The sequence below is a fragment of the Bacillus sp. E214 genome (assembly GCF_008087365.1).
Taxonomy (GTDB): Bacteria; Bacillota; Bacilli; order Bacillales; family Pradoshiaceae; genus Pradoshia.
Window position 1 is genome coordinate 63,753 of sequence record NZ_VENN01000008.1, and the last position, 18,464, is coordinate 82,216.

The following is an 18,464-nucleotide window of genomic DNA, read 5'->3' on the forward strand; positions in this document are numbered from 1 at the left end:
TCCAAATGATTAAATCAGAAGCTGAAGAGATCGCAAAAAAACATAAAAAGTTATTAGAGAAATGTACCGTTATTAATTATTGTTTTAATTATCAATCTAAAAATTGGTGGCTTGCAGAATACAAAAAATTCCCGGGTAAAAAAAGAAGTGGCTACGTCATTATATCAAGCGTGGAAAGTTCCTATGATGAGAAGGTGTTTGTGCTTGATCATTACCTGTCCTTTATTGGAGGAGTTTTAAAAATCCAAGATATTGTTAGGCCGAGGATTAATGCGACAGACGCCATTCATAATACATTGGAACAAATGAACAATGTATTGGAAATTTGGGCAGAAAATGAAGAGGAAAAGAAACTATTAACCAGTTTTAAGGGGTTTTCTGAATACATTCTGTGGTGCCAGGAGATGAAGAACAACTTTTATGAGACATTTACTGATCTTGGTAAGAGAGTTGATAAGGAACGTTCATTTACAGTAGAGGATCGAGTTCAGCTATTAGACCTGTTGCCTAAAATGGATTTGATTATGTATCTGCAAGTAAAACGTCAGTATGAACAATTAGAAGCCAACAGACATTTATTAAAAACGGTTAAACAAACAAAATCAAGATTTAAATCAAAGGATTATTTATATATAAAAGAAAAACTTTATAAATATTGTGGGCCTGATGCTGAAAAAGACTTTCAATCAATCTTTGATGAAGGTGAATTAAATTGGAGTCAATATCCAGCAACTAAAGAAACATTTTACAATCTTCTTGATTCCTCCATTCAAAGGTACAAAAACCATGAAATGAAAGAGTTAGAGGAACGTAAAGTTTTAATCAGGAGCTAATGAATTTCTATTCCATCTTTATCTATATCTTAGGGAACTACTGATTTATCAAATAAAAGTATGGGAGATGATTATAGGTGAGTAAGAAGGAAAAACGATGGAGTAAATTTTATAAATATTTTATGATTTTCTTTTATGTCCTTCTTGTACCTATTGCGATTTTTGACTTCTTTGCTGGTGGAGGTTTCCCTTATGAGATCCTAATTGTTGGACTTGCTCTTCCAGCGATGAGGACAAATCACCTAAATATTATTAGAGCAAAGGGTGGATAATCCTTACATCAAATATTCAACTAGACTTGTAACCTCCGCTTTTGCATCAAGTGGAGGTTTTATTTATAACTGAAATAATGGGAATGTGTATACATTAAGGACTTATCAGCTTCCTCATAACTAGGAGGTTTATCATTGAATAAGTCATTATTTATTCAAAAGGTATTCATATTGATGGCGATTGCTTTTATACTCTTTCAATCTTTCATTATCCCATTCAGTTCAGCAGCATGGTCCGGAACACCATGGAGAGGGGAACCATGGGAGGGGGAATCTTGGGAGAATAAATCTTGGCATGGAGATATAGGAACGGGTGGAGAGCCGCAGTCCGGCTCTCCTAATGGCCAATCGGGAAATATCCCAGATATGGAAAACGGCCTGCCAGGAATAGGCCCTGTCCAACCGCCTTATAAAGTACCGGATTATTTACCTGGCCATAATCATAATAGAACAGATGGAAATGGCAATCCTACCTATCCAGGCGTAATATTACCTGGCAGTAAGATAGGTGGTGACTCCAATTCAACTCATCCGGGCGGACTATTACCAGGCTCTTCGCTTTCTCCTGGTCCAATAAACAGCAATGCTCCTAGTGGTGGGAGTGAAGGAATAGAGGGTAATGAACCAGATACGTGGAAAACCATTGACTTTGTAGGGAATACTATAATAAATGGGCAAGTCAGTTTTACAGTAGATGTACTGCAGCAAGGTGATCAATTTAAACCAAGCAGTGTATTTGGGAGACCAAACTATCTAACAAACATCCTGGTAAATGGAATTAAATTAGGAGTTGGAGATGGCACTTGGTTTGATTATGTTGAAGATATGAATACTGCTGTTGATATGGGATTTGGGATTTATGATACTGCTGAGGCATACACATTAGCTACCAGAGCAACCTCAGCTGCTGATGCAGCTACCGATATTATTCCAACCGTTCTTAATACGGGCAGTACTGGTGCATCAACATTGGGGATATTATCAAAGTTGAATATCGCGACAGCCGGGATAAGTACAGCTTTTCAGCGGTTAATGCAGTAGATTCTCTAATTGAGACAGCTGATACATTTAATAGTAATGCAGAGACAAGTGTGAAAGTTTCAGCAGGAGCTGATACCTTTTCCAAAATTGGTGAAACGGTTTTTAATGCTGGACTGTTTGCCTCCGCCATACCGGGGGGACAGAATCGACGATAAAGAAAGTATGTACTCTATTGGAGCTATGATGGATTTACTCCTATTTCTTCAAATCAAAAACCAATTGGATGAATTTAATAATAATAAGGTTCTATTAGACAAATTGAAGAAATCTCGTAATAAGCTATCGTTCTTTAAATATAGGAAAATAAAAAAGATCCTCTCCATATATACGAAGGAGAATATGTACCAAAACTTGATCGCTTCAAAATCGACATTCGGAGACCAGTGGGATTCAATTAAAGCAGATTTGAACAGCGTTCATAATAGAGAACTATATCAAGATTTGTTGGAGCTCTACTATGAGCGGGATAGGGAACTGGTTCTGCAAGCTAAAGAAATGTTGCGGAATTAGTCTGTTAATCGTTTTTATGTTTAAAAATCAAGATGTTATTTGGTAGGTTTACATTCAAGAGACTTCATAAAACATAACTTGAGTAGAAACTCATCAGTAGTAAAACTAAAGCTTATCTTTATTAAAAGGGGGGAAAATCTCTCCTTTTTTTATTTTGGGTCTTATTTCGCTCTTTCTTGAATGATTAAACCCCTTTTCTACAAAATATTTACAATAAAGTTATTGACTGTTAATACAGAATATTATAACAATAAGGTTATAAGTAGAGGGGGAATATGGCGTGAATGAAAAACTAAATCCTATGATAGATAAGATTATCCAAAATATAGAGAAAGTGATTATCGGTAAAAGAGACGTTGCTAAGTTAAGCATTACAGCCCTTTTGGCAAAAGGACATGTATTGCTTGAGGATGTACCCGGTGTTGGGAAGACTATGTTAGTTAAGTCTATTGCCAAATCAATTCAGGCTGATTATAAGCGTATTCAGTTTACACCGGATTTATTGCCATCTGATGTAACCGGTATTTCCATCTATAATCCGAAAGAGCATGAATTTATCTTTCGTCCCGGGCCTATTATGGGGAATATCATATTGGCTGATGAAATCAATCGAACATCTCCCAAAACACAGTCATCCTTGCTGGAAGCAATGGAGGAACATAGAGTTACCGTTGATGGCGTGACACACAAATTGGCCAATCCATTCTTTGTTATGGCCACCCAAAACCCAATTGAATATGAAGGTACCTATTCTTTACCAGAAGCGCAGCTGGACCGATTTTTACTTAAAATGAAAATGGGTTATCCGGAGATGGCTGATGAATTGGCGATTTTGACAAATGCAAAAATGCTTGCTTCTGTTGAAGATTTAAATCCTGTAATTACTGTTGATGAAATGGTGAAGCTGCAGGAGGAAATCCAATCTGTATATGTGGATGATATGATTGCGCGGTATATTGTAGAACTGGCTGTGAAAACGAGGAACGATAATCGAGTTTATTTAGGCGTAAGCCCACGTGGAACGGTTGCTCTTATGAAGGCTTCGCAGGCTTGGGCTTTTATGCATAATCGTGATTACTGTATACCAGATGATGTACAATTTCTACTTCCATATGTATTTAATCATCGTATGATCGTGAAGGCTGAATCGGTTTATGATGGATTCAATGCTCAAGTTATTCTCGATGAAATTTTAGCAAGGACGCCTGTACCGGTACAAAGGCAAGTGAATTAAAAATGAAATTTATAAGAATGACGTTAAATAAATGGGAAAAGTGGTGGAAATTTGTCATTCTCCTGCTTTTACTAATTATGACGTTCACATATGCCATGTTCCAGGGAGGGTTTGTCAGCTGGTTCCTTTTTTATAGTTTTCTTCCGTTCGCCTTGTATGCTCTAATGATTTTTGTCTATCCATTAAGTGATTTTACAGTAGAGCGGGTCTTAGGTGATCAGGAATTAACGGCCGGTGACCCAGTAGTTATGAAAATTATTATTAAAAGGAATATGCCGGTTCCGATTGCCTACCTGCTCATTCATGAACTATTACCGGAAAGGCTGGAAATCCTACTCGGAAGGGAAAAAATCAGTTCTATCGTTTTTCCGGGATTCAGAAAAAGAATAGAATTGTCCTATAACATTAAGAGTATGCCAAGAGGAGAGCATACCTTTAATAAGCTTGAAATAAGAACAGGAGATATTCTCGGGTTAATTGAGAAGAGTAGAATGATAGATTCCGATAAAAAAATCCTTGTACTTCCTGCAACGGTTCCTTTGCCATTAAGACAGGTTCTCGGTGATTATGAACAAGGCAAGCGCACAAATTCCTATAAAATCAGAAATGAAACAGCGATGGTTTCTGGTATTCGAGATTATGCTCCGGGTGATCGTATGACCGTCATTGACTGGAAATCAAGTGCAAGGGGCGTCGGGCTCAAAACTAAAAACTTTGAAGAAAAACACAGCAGTGACTTCTTTCTTTTAATAAATTGTGAGAGTGACCACTCTGTTTTTGAAGAAATGGTGACCTTTAGTGCATCAATCGCTGAAATTGGTTTGACTAAGGGGATGAAATTGGGTCTCTGGGCTGGTGGAGGTGGACTGGATAACCTATTAGAAGTAAAGGAAGGAAAAGGATATGTTCATAAAGCCTTGAATTTTATGGCTAAAATAAAAGCTTCGCCAAAAATTGATGTAAGTTCCCCAAGATTTTATACACCTCAGACAAGATTTATACCGCCAAATGCATCTCTTATTGTTGTTACTTCTGTTTTACATTTACCATTCGTAAAAGCATATACCAACCTTGCTGGAGGAATCCATTCCTTATATATTCTATTTTTCTGTGAATCTTCCCATGTACTCAATAAGGCTGAACAAGAGGCCTATACCTTTGGAATAAATCATGGAGCGAAAATGTCTATTATTCGAAATCGAGAGGATTGGGGAGTTTTTGAAGAGAGGGGCGGCAGATGAAAATGAAAACGAATAACCTGCATCCCGGTATACGTCTTCTGTTATTCCTGTTTGCTTTTATTATGCTAATAGAGTGGATGAGACCAGTTGGAGAAGTGACAAACACAAGCCAAATTAAGTATTTTATTATTTTTGCAGCCGTTTCATTGGTGATGTATGCATTCAGAGTGTCCTGGAAAATCATGACTCCTGCTTTATCCGTTTATATAGGTATGAGTCTTTATCTGATTTTTTATCGTCCTGAATTCTATTTGACAGAAGACAGTTGGATACGCGCTTTCTTCATCGATATAAAAGAGGGATTGTTCTCTGTATTTTCAACGGATTGGCAAGGGTTAAGTCCTGAATTCAGAACGTTTCTTTTCTTCATTTTAATATGGATGTTTACCTATTTAATTCATTATTGGGTACAAGTGAAACAGCGATTGTTCCTGTTTTTGTTTATGACATTTATCTATGTAACAGTTCTAGATACCTTTACAACCTATGATAGTAATCAAGCGATTGTACGAGTAGTCGTTATTGGATTTGCAATCCTTGGCATGCTCGCGTTAGTACGTTTGCTAATTGGGGAGAACATCCATTATACCAATCGAACTGCTATCCGTTGGCTTATTCCTTTATCCAGCATGATTGTATTTGCGGTAGTCATTGGTTTCTTTGCTCCAAAGCCACAGGCAATATGGCCTGATCCTATTTCCTTTATTAAATCAACCTCAGAGAAATTTGGATCTACTCAAAAAAGGATAGGGTATGACAAGGATGACAGCAAATTAGGTGGCGATTTTGTTGGCGATGATGGGGTAGTGTTTCGGGCTTCCTCATCTGTCCGTACGTATTGGAAAATTGAAAATAAAAATGTTTATACGGGCAAAGGATGGGAAACTGGTGCAGATTATGGTATGGGTCAAACGATATTAGAATCAGAACCAACTATGCTATACGATTACAGGGGGGAAAATACGAATACAGTGTCAACGGCAGAACTGGAATTTGAGATAGACCATGGCCATATTCCTTATCCAAGCCCCATGGCTATCGAGCAAATTTATAACCTGAATCCTGAGGATGAGTCAGTTTTTTCTAGTGTATTGTATTCAGGTGACTCTTCTGAGATTACTCCGATATATGAGGAGGATACGAATAAAAACGAATTAAAAAAGGTGGGCATGCAATTTAGAAGCCCAACCTATTATCTGGATGTACTCCAACAGGATGAAATAAATGATTTGTATGAAATGGAAATGGATTTACTAATAAGCCAATCGCTAGGTCTTCCTGATTATGTTCCGGAGCGTGTCTCAAGCTTAGCAATAGAGCTTGCAGAAAAGACAGGATCCAACAGTATGTACGATCAAGTCAAAGCGATTGAGGATTATTTAAAAGGTGAACAATTTACTTATAGTAAAGAAGATGTTCCTTATCCTGAGGAAAGCCAGGATTATGTAGATCAATTTTTATTTGAAACACAAATAGGATACTGTGATAACTTTTCAAGTGCCATGGTTGTATTGGTTCGCTCACTCGGAATCCCGGCGCGTTGGGTAAAGGGATATACGGCAGGTGATTTAGTTTATGATCAGCAGTTGGGCGAGTCTCGCTACGTGATCACGAATAATAATGCACACTCCTGGCCGGAAGTTTATTTTCCCAGTGTAGGTTGGGTTCCTTTTGAACCAACGAGAGGATTTAGTTCTGAAGTACGGTTTACAGTTTCTCAGGAAGTTAGCAATGATCAGGAGGAAACGCAGGTTACCCCAGAAACGAATCAACCAGAAAACAAGGAGCCAGAAAAGCCGGTCGAAACAAAGGATACAGCTTCCCAGTTTACGTTTGGAACAATCAAAGATAAAGTAGCGGAACATTGGAAGAAAGCTCTAGTGGTGATTTTGGTATTAGGTGGAGCGGCTGTTTTGTTATATAGAATCAGAGGAAAATGGATGCCGCACATTTGGGTGTTTTATTATAAGAGGCTTATGAAAAAGCCGAATTATTCAAATGCCTATATGCAATTGCTTAGAGAATTAAATCGGTATGGAATAAAAAGAAAGCCTGGACAGACCCTGAGAGAGTATGCGATTTACGTGGATCGTTTCTTCGGATCATCAGATATGAATAGGCTAACGCATGCATATGAAAAACACATTTATTCTGGAGAAAAAATTGAAATGGATTGGCGAAATTTTCAAGAACAATGGGAGAAGATGATTTTAAGAACTATTGCTTGACCACACTTTTCTCTCAAGTTACAATTATGGCGGTTAATAAAAAGCAATCTACCCTTCATATAATTTCGAAAATAAGGTTCGGAAGTTCCTACCAAATCACCGGAAAATGATTTGACTATGGAGGAATTATATAAATGTTAACTAGAACTCTGAATTGTAAATAGGGATTCTAGTTTTTCTTTATTCGAATGAATAATCCTAAATTGTGGAATAGCTAGTACATAAAGGATAAGGATTCTAATAGGTTGATACCTGGTATTTCTTTATAAGCATATGGGGAAGAGAGATAAATATCTCTTTGGATGAAGTTGCTCAATTAACCGAAAATATCAGACGAGGTGAAAGTGATGATAGAAACAACTGATCTCCCGATTCAAGAAATGATTGTCGTTCTTGATTTTGGAAGTCAATATAATCAATTAATCACAAGGAGAATTCGTGAATTTGGAGTTTACAGTGAACTTCATCCCCATACAATTACGGTGGAAGAAATTCAGAAGCTAAATCCAAAGGGGATTATTTTCTCCGGCGGACCAAACAGCGTATATGATGCTACAGCTTTTACATGTGATGAGCGGATTTTTGATATGGGCATTCCAGTTATGGGAATTTGCTATGGTATGCAGCTAATGACTCAGCATTTTGGCGGAAAAGTGGAACGTGCAAGCAAACGCGAATATGGAAAAGCCGAAATTAAGCTGAACCATGAAAGTTTATTATTTAATGGGCTCCCTACTGAACAAACGGTATGGATGAGTCATGGTGACCATGTTGTTACAGCTCCTGAGGGCTTCCAAGTTGATGCGACGAATCCATCATGCCCAATCGCGGCAATGAGTGATCATAGCCGTCAATTATATGCTGTTCAATTCCATCCAGAAGTAAGACATTCTGTATATGGTAACGACCTATTGAAAAACTTCGTATTTGGAGCATGTAAATGTAAAGGCGATTGGTCCATGGCTAATTTCATTGAAATGGAAATGGATAAAATCCGCAAAACAGTTGGAGACAAACAAGTACTATGTGCATTGAGCGGCGGAGTAGACTCCTCAGTTGTAGCGGTATTGATTCATAAAGCCATCGGGGATCAATTGACATGTATCTTCGTGGATCACGGTTTACTTAGAAAAGGTGAAGCGGAAGGTGTCATGAAAACATTCAGTGAAGGCTTCAATATGAATGTAATTAAAGTAGATGCCAAAGAGCGATTCATGAAGAAATTAGCTGGAGTAAGTGACCCAGAGCAAAAACGTAAGATCATTGGAAATGAATTTATTTACGTATTTGATGATGAAGCGACCAAGCTCGAAGGAATTGACTATCTCGCTCAAGGTACGCTTTATACTGATATTATTGAAAGTGGAACGGCTACTGCGCAAACCATTAAATCTCACCATAATGTAGGTGGATTACCGGAAGATATGCAATTCCAACTTATCGAGCCTTTAAATACACTCTTCAAGGATGAAGTGCGTGCACTTGGTTCAGAACTGGGTATTCCGGATGAGATCGTTTGGAGACAGCCTTTCCCAGGACCAGGTCTGGGAATCCGTGTATTGGGAGAAATAACGGAAGACAAACTGGAAATCGTAAGGGAATCAGACGCGATTCTTCGTGAAGAAATTAAAAATGCCGGTCTAGATCGTGATATTTGGCAATACTTCACCGTCCTTCCGGATATTCGCAGTGTAGGTGTGATGGGAGATGCCCGCACATATGATTACACAATAGGAATCCGTGCGGTAACATCTATTGACGGTATGACATCTGACTGGGCAAGAATCCCATGGGATGTACTTGAAAAAATATCTGTGCGAATTGTCAATGAAGTGAATCATATCAACCGTGTTGTGTATGACATCACGTCCAAGCCACCTGCGACGATTGAGTGGGAATAGAATTGGAAATCGATAGAACCATTGAAAACACTGAGTTTTTGAAGTGGTTTTAGGCTGGGCTGATTGATAGAAAATTGATAGCAGATATATAAACGAGACGAAAAGGTCTATCTGAATAAATCATTTCAGGTAGACCTTTTTTTCGTGGTTTCTAAAAAGATATTCAAAAACAATGAAAATAGGTTGCCCGAATACACTTTCCATTACGAGATCTTATCAGAGCTCCTCGTAAACATGAGCTTTTAGCTCTTGCAACCGGAGCCCGTGTAGAACCACGAAGCAGAAAAAATTACCTATCGATTTGCACATCTGTTTCCAGGTAGAAAAAGCAATTATAAGTGTTCGAGAAAAAGATAATGAAGCTATGAGCGATTTTGAGAGAAAGCAGGAAAGTGAAATGAGTTGGTAGATTGTGGGGATTATATTAAAATAACTTTGAATAGTCGTTACAATGTATGCAATAGTTTCCACTGAAGAGGTAAATTAGAATTGTGGGAGAGTTATTATGACAACAAAATTATTCATTCAAGCACTAACTAAATTTTTATTGGGGGTTGTTTTAGTTGGTCTATTGATATTCTTACCTGCGGGTACTTTATTATTTGCGTATGGTTGGTTATTTATGGGGATTTTATTTGTGCCAATGTTCCTTGCAGGAATTGTGATGATGTTCAAAAACCCAGAACTGTTAAAAAAGCGACTCAATGTAAAAGAGAAGCAAGATGAACAATGTCTTGTGGTAAAGCTTAGCGGACTTATGTTTTTAGCAGGTTTTATTGTTGCGGGATTAGGTTTTCGTTTTGATTGGTACACCTTACCAAAGAGTGTTGTAATTTGTGCTGCGGTGGTATTTCTTGTAGCATATATTCTTTATGCAGAGGTACTCAGGGAGAATACATATCTTAGTCGTACTATTGAGGTACAGGAAAATCAGAAAGTTATCGATACGGGGCTATACGGTATTGTCAGACATCCAATGTATAGTGTGACATTACTTTTGTTTTTGTCGATGCCGATTGTGTTAGGTTCAATATATTCGTTTTTTATTTTTCTTGTATATCCCTTTATAATTGCCAAAAGGATTAAAAATGAAGAAAAACTTCTTGAAAAAGAACTCGATGGTTATCGTGAGTATAAGCAAAAAGTCAAATATCGCTTGATACCGTTTATTTGGTAATAGTAAAGCAAATTCCATTTTGTGAAGGATCAATTATTGGATATATAACACTAGGAGGATATCTATGAAAATTACTGAAGGATTTATGCCATATTTAGATTTTAAAACGTATTACCGCATCGTTGGAGAAAATACCGGTAATAAAAAACCACTCATTTTACTTCATGGCGGACCAGGCTCCACTCACAACTATTTTGAAGTACTCGATCAATTTGTTGAGGAAGATGGACGCCAATTAATTATGTACGATCAAATCGGTTGTGGGGAATCTTATGTAGAAAATCGCCCTAACCTCTGGAACGCAGAAGTTTGGACAGAAGAACTCATTGCACTTCGCAAGCACCTTGGCTTAGAAGAATGCCATCTTCTGGGTCAATCATGGGGAGGCATGCTTCTTTTGAATTATGTTTGCAATTACAAACCAAACGGAATCAAAAGCATCATCCTTTCTAGCACTCTTCCAGCTTCTTGGATGTGGGGAGAAGAACAGCAACGTATGATTAAATTCATGCCAAAAGATATGCAAGAAGCCATTGCCATTGCAACAAGCACTGGTAACTACGATGCCCCAGCCTATTTGGCGGCAGAAGAAGAATACATGATTCGCCACGCTGGAGGACCTGTCACAGAAGATTCACCAGAATGTATGAAGCGTCCTAGAAAAATAGGAAATGAAGCATATGTAGTCGGTTGGGGACCAAATGAATTTACTCCACTCGGCACATTAAAAGATTATGATGTTACAGCGCAACTAAAAGACATTCAAGAGCCAGCACTTGTAATTAATGGAGGTAGTGATCTTTGCACTCCTTACATCGCAAAATATATGTATGACCATATTCCAAACTCTCGTTGGGAACTCTTCCGCGACTGCAGACATTCATGTTTCGTAGAAGACACAGAAAAATACATCGCTCTTTTAAAGGAATGGCTCAATGCAAACGAATAAAACTTTCAGGTTATAAGTGAGATAGATTCTATTTTTCATTTTTAGTTCTGTAGTTATAGCCACAACGTTGGATGGAGCAGAGTTGATTTGTATTTTCATCAGCTTGCCCGCATATAAGAATAAAAATAAAATGTGACTCTCTTTTTTACCTGAGATTTGGGTGGGAAAGGGGATCTTTTTTTATGTCAAAAATAAGTCTAAAGGGATAATTAAAACCAACCACTTTTGGTAAGAGATGGTTGATGAATATATTGTAGTGCGATATACTTTATGTATCGAACCACGATATAGTAGATGTGAAATAGAGCTATAAATTGGAGGAAGTATGGAAGAGCGGATTAAAAGAATTTACATACCTATGACAGAAACAGGGTTTTATATACTATTTTGCATGCAGGAAGAAATGCATGGTTACAACATTGCTAAAAAGGTGAAGGAAATGACAGGCGGCGAGATAATAATCAGTCCGGGAACTATGTATGGGAGCCTGTCAAAAATGGAGAAAGACGGGTTAATTATGTTTGTTCGTGAAGAAAATAAAAGGAAGTTCTATATGATCACTGAACTAGGCAAGCAAATTCTTAATATTGAAATAAGGCGTATTGAGAGACTATATCAAAATAGTAGAGGAGGGTTATATGATGGAAAATGATATGAAAAGAGAATTTCGCTGGTTTATGTTAACAGATTACGAGAAAGAAGAGACATTTTTGCGTGAGATGCATAATAAAGGGTATAAATTGGTGAAAGTTAAACTGCCAGGGTTTTATTATTTTGAATTATGTGAGCCAGAAGATGTAGTCTACAAATTGGATTTCAATCCGCAGACATCAGAAGACAAGCAAAGTTATTTGCAGATGTATGCAGATTATGGCTGGGAATATATGCAGGATATAAATGAATACAGCTATTTTAGAAAATCAGCAGGTAACACAGATGAAGGAGATACAAATATTTTCAGTGATGATCAATCAAAACTGGACATGCTAAAGCGGATTTTTATGAAAAAATTAGTACCTCTTCTGGGGATTTTTCTATTATTTATAGTTTGTTCGGCCATGAGTATCGCTTTAGGCGGGATTGAGAGTTCATGGAATAGGGGATTTATTATATTTTGGTCTATTTTGTTTTTAATATATTTGGTGATTTTTGTGTATTGCGGAAGAGGATTTTATAAACTGAGAAAGAATTACTCACATAGGGTAGAGTAGCCTGTAGTATAGGTGGAAGGCGACCTATCTTTATTTTTCCTATTTTGTATAAGTCCTTGTTTTGATTGACCGAGCATATAGGGCTTTTTGTTAATTCTTCCAAGGTCGAAAAGTCCTTATTCCATTATGAAGTAGGTTATAAATCCAAAATAAGAGGATAGCCAACTGGTTATCCCCTTATTTTTTGTATGGTTTGATATTTTGTTCTCTGAAATCTTCTATTTTTCTTGGTACGTTTGTGACACCGCTAAAGTTGTTGTAAAAATCCTCCCAATCTTTACCCTCTAAACGATAATATCGTTCCATTGTATCTATATACAGAAACAACGCCTGTTCAGCAATAATATCAGGGATTTCATATTCTACAGGCTGTTTGGTATCTAATCTTTTACATAATAAATTTTGTAGATTCTTTGCATACTCTAATTGTTCTTTATCTATTTTCACATTTATAAAATTTTGGGTATCCATAGTTATTTCCTCAGTTTATCAAAATCTTTGGTGAATATGTCAGTGTATTCAAAGTGCGTCCATTTCTTAATTCACATTTAGTAAAGTATAAAACCAGTATTTCTGCATAAATATCATAGAGTTGAAAGGCTAGCTTGGCGAACATACTAATCTGAAATTCAAATATTATTATGATTATACTTTAATATCTGCTGAATTCAACAACAATATTCAGGCTTCTTGTTGTAATATATACCAATTGTGTAGGCTTTAATGGTTACTTACAACATAATCTATAAAATGGAGAGGATGTTATTTGTGTATGATCATGAATGGAAGTGAGTATAAATCCTGAAAGGTATGGGATTGTTTCTGGGACTGACTATATAATCGAGCATCAGGAGTAAATGCGAACAAACCCTTCTTAACCTCTAGATAATGTTCGCTTTTTATTTGACCTAGTACCATTCTCTTGATATAATACAAAAGACCTAATAATTTAATAAATATATAAATTCGTATAATCATGGGGATATGGCCCATAAGTTTCTACCGAGCTACCGTTAATAGCTTGACTACGGATATGAATGATACTGCCTATTTATAGGTTATTCTTTGTATTTGAGTCAGCCTCGAACGGATTCGTTCGAGGTTTTTTGGTTATCCGGAACTTATACGAAAGCGTATGAAAAGAAGGAGAGGAAGTAGGTTGAAAAAGTACTTTCAGTTTGACGAACTTGGCACCAATTACAAACGAGAGATTATTGGCGGGATTACAACTTTTCTGGCAATGGCGTATATTTTAGTTGTTAATCCATTGCAATTATCTTTGGCAGATGTACCAGACCTTCCGGATTCAATGAGAATGGATCATGGTGCTGTATTCGTTGCTACTGCACTTGCTGCTGCAGTTGGTTCAATTTTTATGGGGCTAATTGCAAAGTATCCGATTGCGCTTGCTCCGGGTATGGGGCTGAATGCTTTCTTCGCTTATACAGTAATTCTAACGTTTGGTATTCCTTGGCAAACAGCTTTAGCAGGCGTTTTAGCTTCCGGTTTTATTTTTGCTATATTAACGTTGACTGGATTAAGAGAGACCATTATTAATGCGATTCCTGCAGAATTAAAATATGCTGTTGGTGCAGGTATTGGGTTGTTTATTACCTTTGTTGGTATGAAAAATGCAGGAATTATCGTCAATAATGATGCTACTCTTATTGGAATCGGTGATTTCACGGATGGAAATACATTATTGGCAATCGTAGGCTTATTAATTACAGTTATCTTTTTAGTTAAAGGCGTTAAAGGTGGCATTTTCTATGGAATGATTATTACTGCCATCATTGGGATGTTAGCAAACCTTATTGAGATTCCTGACAGTATATTCGGTGCAATTCCAAGTGTGGCTCCTACTTTTGGTGTTGCGATTGAACCGTATTTCAATCCAATTCAATCAGATTTATTCACTATCCAATTTCTGGTTGTTGTACTGACATTCTTATTTATCGATTTTTTCGATACAGCCGGTACACTAATGGCGGTTGCCAACCAGGCAGGATTAACCAAAGATAATAAATTGCCAAGAGCAGGCAAGGCTTTATTTGCAGACTCCCTGGCAACGATGACAGGGGCATTGTTTGGGACATCTACAACGACATCATACATTGAATCAACAGCAGGTGTCGCAGCAGGGGCTAGAACTGGATTCGCAGCAGTTGTAACTGGACTGTTGTTCCTATTATCACTATTCTTATATCCGCTTTTATCTGTTATTACATCACCGGTTACAGCACCGGCCTTGATTATTGTCGGGGTGTTAATGTGCTCCTCACTCGGTGATATCAATTGGTCAAAATTAGAAATTGCAGTGCCTGCATTTCTTACAATCATCATGATGCCATTATCCGGAAGCATTGCGGCTGGGATTGCCTGTGGATTTATCTTCTATCCAATTACGATGATTGTGGCTGGACGTATTAAAGAGATCCACCCAATCATGTATGGAATGTTTGTTATATTTGTTTGTTACTTTATTTTCCTTTCATAAATATGTTCTCTAAAGGCTGCCGGCTGAGTTCGGCAGCTATTTTTTTATGGATAGGAAACATGTTTGCAATCCCATCTTTGGATAGGGCCTCCATAATATTCATGTTTTCTTGGTATTTGAGTGCCTTTTGGGCATATTAACAAGTAATTATTCAGATTGGTTATGGATAGCAGAAAATAATCAGTCGCTTTTATTTTGTTAATAAGTCTAAGGAGGACGTACTATGTTCAAGAAAGTATTCGGTGTCCTGCAGAAAATTGGGAAAGCTTTAATGCTTCCCGTCGCTATATTACCTGCGGCTGGGATTCTTTTAGCTCTTGGAAATGCCATTCATAATCCGAATCTGTTGGACCTAATGCCATTTTTAGATGCTGGGTGGATTCAAAAGGTTGCAACTGTGATGGAGGATTCTGGTCAAATTGTCTTTAGCAATCTTTCATTATTATTTGCGGTAGGTGTAGCAGTTGGACTTGCTGGAGGGGAAGGGGTCGCCGGCCTGGCTGCTATCATTGGTTATCTAATTATGAATGTGACCATGGGGGTTGTTTTGAATGTGACGGCTGACATGGCTGCCAATGATCCATCCTATGCTAATGTTTTAGGCATTAACACTTTGCAAACCGGAGTATTTGGGGGGATTATTGTTGGACTGCTGGCAGCTTATATGTATAATCGGTTTTTCCGAATTGAGTTACCCTCCTATTTAGGCTTTTTCGCGGGTAAGCGATTTGTCCCTATTATTACAGCTGCTTCCGCATTGATTCTAGGTCTATTAATGACACTGATATGGCCGCCAATTCAACACGGATTAAATACATTATCTCAAAATATGATAGATACAAACTTAACATTAGCGGCATTTATATTTGGGGTGATTGAACGATCGCTTATTCCATTTGGTCTTCATCACATATTCTATTCACCATTTTGGTATGAATTTGGACAGTACACAAATAAAGCTGGAGAAATTGTTCGTGGTGATCAGGCAATCTTTTTTGCGCAGATTAAAGATGGGGTTAAATTGACAGCAGGTACTTTTATGACAGGGAAATATCCGTTTATGATGTTTGGATTACCTGCAGCTGCTTTGGCCATTTATCACGAAGCGAAGCCTGAGAAAAAAACATTGGTAGCCGGGATCATGGGATCAGCAGCCCTAACTTCCTTCTTAACAGGTATTACAGAACCAATGGAATTTTCGTTTTTGTTCGTTGCGCCTGTTCTTTTTGGAATCCATGCTATTTTTGCAGGTCTCTCCTTTATGACTATGCAACTGTTGAACGTCAAAATAGGGATGACCTTTTCCGGTGGAGTTATAGATTTTATTTTATTTGGGATAGTACCAAATCGAACAGCCTGGTGGCTTGTTATTCCGGTCGGCTTGGTAATCGCAGTCATTTATTATTTCGGTTTCAGATTTGCAATCCGTACTTGGAATCTTCGAACGCCGGGAAGGGAAGATGAAGATGATGAAAGTGCTCAGGGTAAGGGTGGTTCAGTCGATGAGCTTCCGTATGATATTCTTGAGGCAATGGGGAAAAAAGAAAATATAGCACATTTAGATGCTTGTATTACCCGTTTGCGTGTTGAGGTTAACGATATTGCGAAAGTTGATAAAGATAAACTGAAAGCACTCGGAGCTGCTGGTGTGCTAGAGGTGGGGAACAATATTCAGGCAATCTTTGGCCCGCGTTCCGAAACGATTAAATCTCAGATGAAGGATATAATGGCAGGGAATAAGCCGCGTCCTACCAAAGCAGCCTCAGATAATGTTGAAGCTGAGATACAACAACAAATAGAAGAGGTAAATCCGGATGCGTTAAAAACAGATTTCTCAAAGGGAGAATTCGCTGCACCACTTGAGGGTCAGCTGATTCCGATTTCGGAGGTTCCTGACCAAGTGTTCGCTGAGAAAATGATGGGTGATGGATTTGCGATGATCCCAAGTGAAGGAATCGTTGCTTCTCCGGTTGATGGAGAGATTATAAGTATTTTCCCGACTAAACATGCTCTTGCTATAAAATCTGACAGTGGTCATGAACTATTAATTCATGTTGGCATTGATACGGTAAAGTTGAATGGTAAAGGATTTGAAACAAAGGTTAAAGATGGCGATAAGATTACGCAGGGCCAGATATTAATGGAATTTGATTTAAATTTCATTAAGTCAAATGCGACATCCATTATTACACCGATTGTTTTTACAAACCTGCTGGCAGGAGAAGGAATTAAGTTGGTTAAACAAGGCAAAGTAAAATTAGGAGAAGTACACATAGTTGATATCATGTAAATAATAACTCGCAACTCTATCTATACTGGAAAGGGTTGCGAGCTTTTCATTAATATATATGAAAGAAAAGAATGTTTAATAAGAGATGTTCTTTTGAGGACTCTTAATATTTTCTCATAGTATCTTGGAGTTGGTAACGAAATTCAACAATCTCCGACGCTTATTATGAGAACGTTCAACCTGAAATGAATATATTCTAGGTTTGGCGAAGACGGTAGTTATTGGTGCAAAGAATCAGCAGCAAATTGGAGAATTAGTCCTTAGGAATTAAGAAAACGGTATTGTTAAACGACGATATGGGTGACTTGTTTCAATTATTGCGTACCAGATCAAGCTTTCTCTGGAAGAACAACGGGAGCCTATTTTTGCAATAGCTTCTATAGATTAAGTATTTGCTTCGCTGTTGAATGGCAAATAATTAAGGTATTCCCGATTGTATGCTGTTAGACAATGGGATAAATCTTGATTCACGTAGGGAGCGTTAAGTTGAAACTTAGCGATCAAGGTTAGAAGTTATTATATAGAAGGAAAAGCGTATATGAAGGAGTCATCTTTGAATATAGATGAGAACTGATGGTATTCGACAATAGTATTAATATACTATAAAAATTAATAACAAAGTCGTCTTGTTGTTAATCTAGCACAATGAAATTGAATGTCTGAGTATTTTTATTTTAATTTAATGGTTGACGTATGCTTTAATAGCGTGCTACTATAAGTAAGCACCAGACAGGAACGAAACAATATCAAAAAAATGTTGACTTTCGAAAATGTAGGTGCTATGATAATAAAGTTGCTTTTGCAACGCGAACCAAATGAAAGATTGTTAGTTAAATATATTAAAAGAAACGCTTGACAACAACAAGTTATCTTGATATAATGTAAGAGTCGCTAACACGACAGATTGTTCTTTGAAAACTAAACAAAACGAAACGCCAAGCAAGTCTAAAAAAAAGAGATTTTTAAAATCTCGTCAATTTGCTTTAAAATTTAGCTAGATCAAACATCTTTCGGAGAGTTTGATCCTGGCTCAGGACGAACGCTGGCGGCGTGCCTAATACATGCAAGTCGAGCGAATCT

15 protein-coding genes, 1 rRNA gene and 2 riboswitches are annotated in these 18,464 nt (G+C 37.5%); of the genes, 15 read left to right on the forward strand and 1 reads right to left on the reverse strand.

What is annotated here, in order from left to right; all coding sequences use genetic code 11:
• Nucleotides 1–5 precede the first annotated feature (5 nt).
• The 12 genes from FHY47_RS17650 (at nucleotide 6) to FHY47_RS17705 (ending at nucleotide 12,597) form a co-directional block, all read left to right on the forward strand.
• Nucleotides 6–833 carry a hypothetical protein gene (locus FHY47_RS17650; protein WP_066109826.1) on the forward strand — a complete coding sequence of 276 codons (828 nt, stop codon included), beginning with the start codon at nucleotides 6–8 and terminating at the stop codon, nucleotides 831–833.
• Between the two features lie 77 nt (nucleotides 834–910).
• A complete protein-coding gene (locus FHY47_RS17655) occupies nucleotides 911–1,105 on the forward strand; it encodes a hypothetical protein (RefSeq protein WP_066109823.1) in 195 nt (64 codons plus the stop codon).
• 135 nt (nucleotides 1,106–1,240) lie between these two features.
• On the forward strand, nucleotides 1,241–2,146 hold the full coding sequence (locus tag FHY47_RS17660; RefSeq protein WP_148631297.1) for a hypothetical protein: 906 nt from the start codon (nucleotides 1,241–1,243) through the stop codon (nucleotides 2,144–2,146).
• A gap of 90 nt (nucleotides 2,147–2,236) precedes the next feature.
• On the forward strand, nucleotides 2,237–2,656 hold the full coding sequence (locus FHY47_RS17665; RefSeq protein WP_187393510.1) for a hypothetical protein: 420 nt from the start codon (nucleotides 2,237–2,239) through the stop codon (nucleotides 2,654–2,656).
• A 301-nt stretch (nucleotides 2,657–2,957) separates the two neighbouring features.
• Entirely contained in the window at nucleotides 2,958–3,890 is a 933-nt protein-coding gene (locus tag FHY47_RS17670; protein WP_148631312.1) for an AAA family ATPase, read from the forward strand.
• 17 nt (nucleotides 3,891–3,907) lie between these two features.
• Nucleotides 3,908–5,131, forward strand: a complete 1,224-nt coding sequence (locus tag FHY47_RS17675) for a DUF58 domain-containing protein (protein WP_187393511.1) — start codon at nucleotides 3,908–3,910, stop codon at nucleotides 5,129–5,131.
• Nucleotides 5,128–7,359 carry a transglutaminase domain-containing protein gene (locus FHY47_RS17680; RefSeq protein WP_148631302.1) on the forward strand — a complete coding sequence of 744 codons (2,232 nt, stop codon included), beginning with the start codon at nucleotides 5,128–5,130 and terminating at the stop codon, nucleotides 7,357–7,359. The genes FHY47_RS17675 and FHY47_RS17680 overlap by 4 nt, the downstream gene beginning before the upstream one ends.
• Nucleotides 7,360–7,394: 35 nt before the next feature.
• A riboswitch (purine riboswitch) is annotated at nucleotides 7,395–7,497 on the forward strand.
• A gap of 209 nt (nucleotides 7,498–7,706) precedes the next feature.
• Entirely contained in the window at nucleotides 7,707–9,260 is a 1,554-nt protein-coding gene (guaA, locus tag FHY47_RS17685; protein ID WP_148631306.1) for a glutamine-hydrolyzing GMP synthase, read from the forward strand.
• A gap of 505 nt (nucleotides 9,261–9,765) precedes the next feature.
• A complete protein-coding gene (locus FHY47_RS17690; RefSeq protein WP_140462281.1) occupies nucleotides 9,766–10,437 on the forward strand; it encodes a methyltransferase family protein in 672 nt (223 codons plus the stop codon).
• Between the two features lie 64 nt (nucleotides 10,438–10,501).
• Nucleotides 10,502–11,386, forward strand: coding sequence for a proline iminopeptidase (pepI, locus tag FHY47_RS17695; RefSeq protein WP_066109808.1), 885 nt, complete (start codon nucleotides 10,502–10,504; stop codon nucleotides 11,384–11,386).
• Nucleotides 11,387–11,711: 325 nt separating this feature from the next.
• Nucleotides 11,712–12,038: a PadR family transcriptional regulator gene (locus FHY47_RS17700; protein ID WP_066109805.1), complete on the forward strand. Its 327-nt coding sequence runs from the start codon at nucleotides 11,712–11,714 to the stop codon at nucleotides 12,036–12,038.
• Nucleotides 12,028–12,597, forward strand: a complete 570-nt coding sequence (locus FHY47_RS17705; protein WP_066109802.1) for a DUF2812 domain-containing protein — start codon at nucleotides 12,028–12,030, stop codon at nucleotides 12,595–12,597. The genes FHY47_RS17700 and FHY47_RS17705 overlap by 11 nt, the downstream gene beginning before the upstream one ends.
• A 177-nt stretch (nucleotides 12,598–12,774) precedes the next feature.
• On the opposite strand, the gene FHY47_RS17710 is transcribed toward FHY47_RS17705, so the two are convergent.
• Complete coding sequence (locus FHY47_RS17710) at nucleotides 12,775–13,068, reverse strand: hypothetical protein (RefSeq protein WP_066109798.1); 294 nt, start codon at nucleotides 13,066–13,068, stop codon at nucleotides 12,775–12,777.
• Nucleotides 13,069–13,543: 475 nt separating this feature from the next.
• Nucleotides 13,544–13,645, forward strand: a riboswitch (purine riboswitch).
• Between the two features lie 111 nt (nucleotides 13,646–13,756).
• Here FHY47_RS17710 and FHY47_RS17715 point away from each other — a divergent pair.
• From FHY47_RS17715 to FHY47_RS17725, 3 genes are all read left to right on the forward strand, one after another.
• Entirely contained in the window at nucleotides 13,757–15,094 is a 1,338-nt protein-coding gene (locus FHY47_RS17715) for an NCS2 family permease (RefSeq protein WP_066109795.1), read from the forward strand.
• Nucleotides 15,095–15,317: 223 nt separating this feature from the next.
• On the forward strand, nucleotides 15,318–17,384 hold the full coding sequence (gene ptsG / locus FHY47_RS17720; protein ID WP_066109793.1) for a glucose-specific PTS transporter subunit IIBC: 2,067 nt from the start codon (nucleotides 15,318–15,320) through the stop codon (nucleotides 17,382–17,384).
• Between the two features lie 1,007 nt (nucleotides 17,385–18,391).
• Nucleotides 18,392–18,464 (forward strand): 16S ribosomal RNA (locus FHY47_RS17725); the annotation flags it as partial.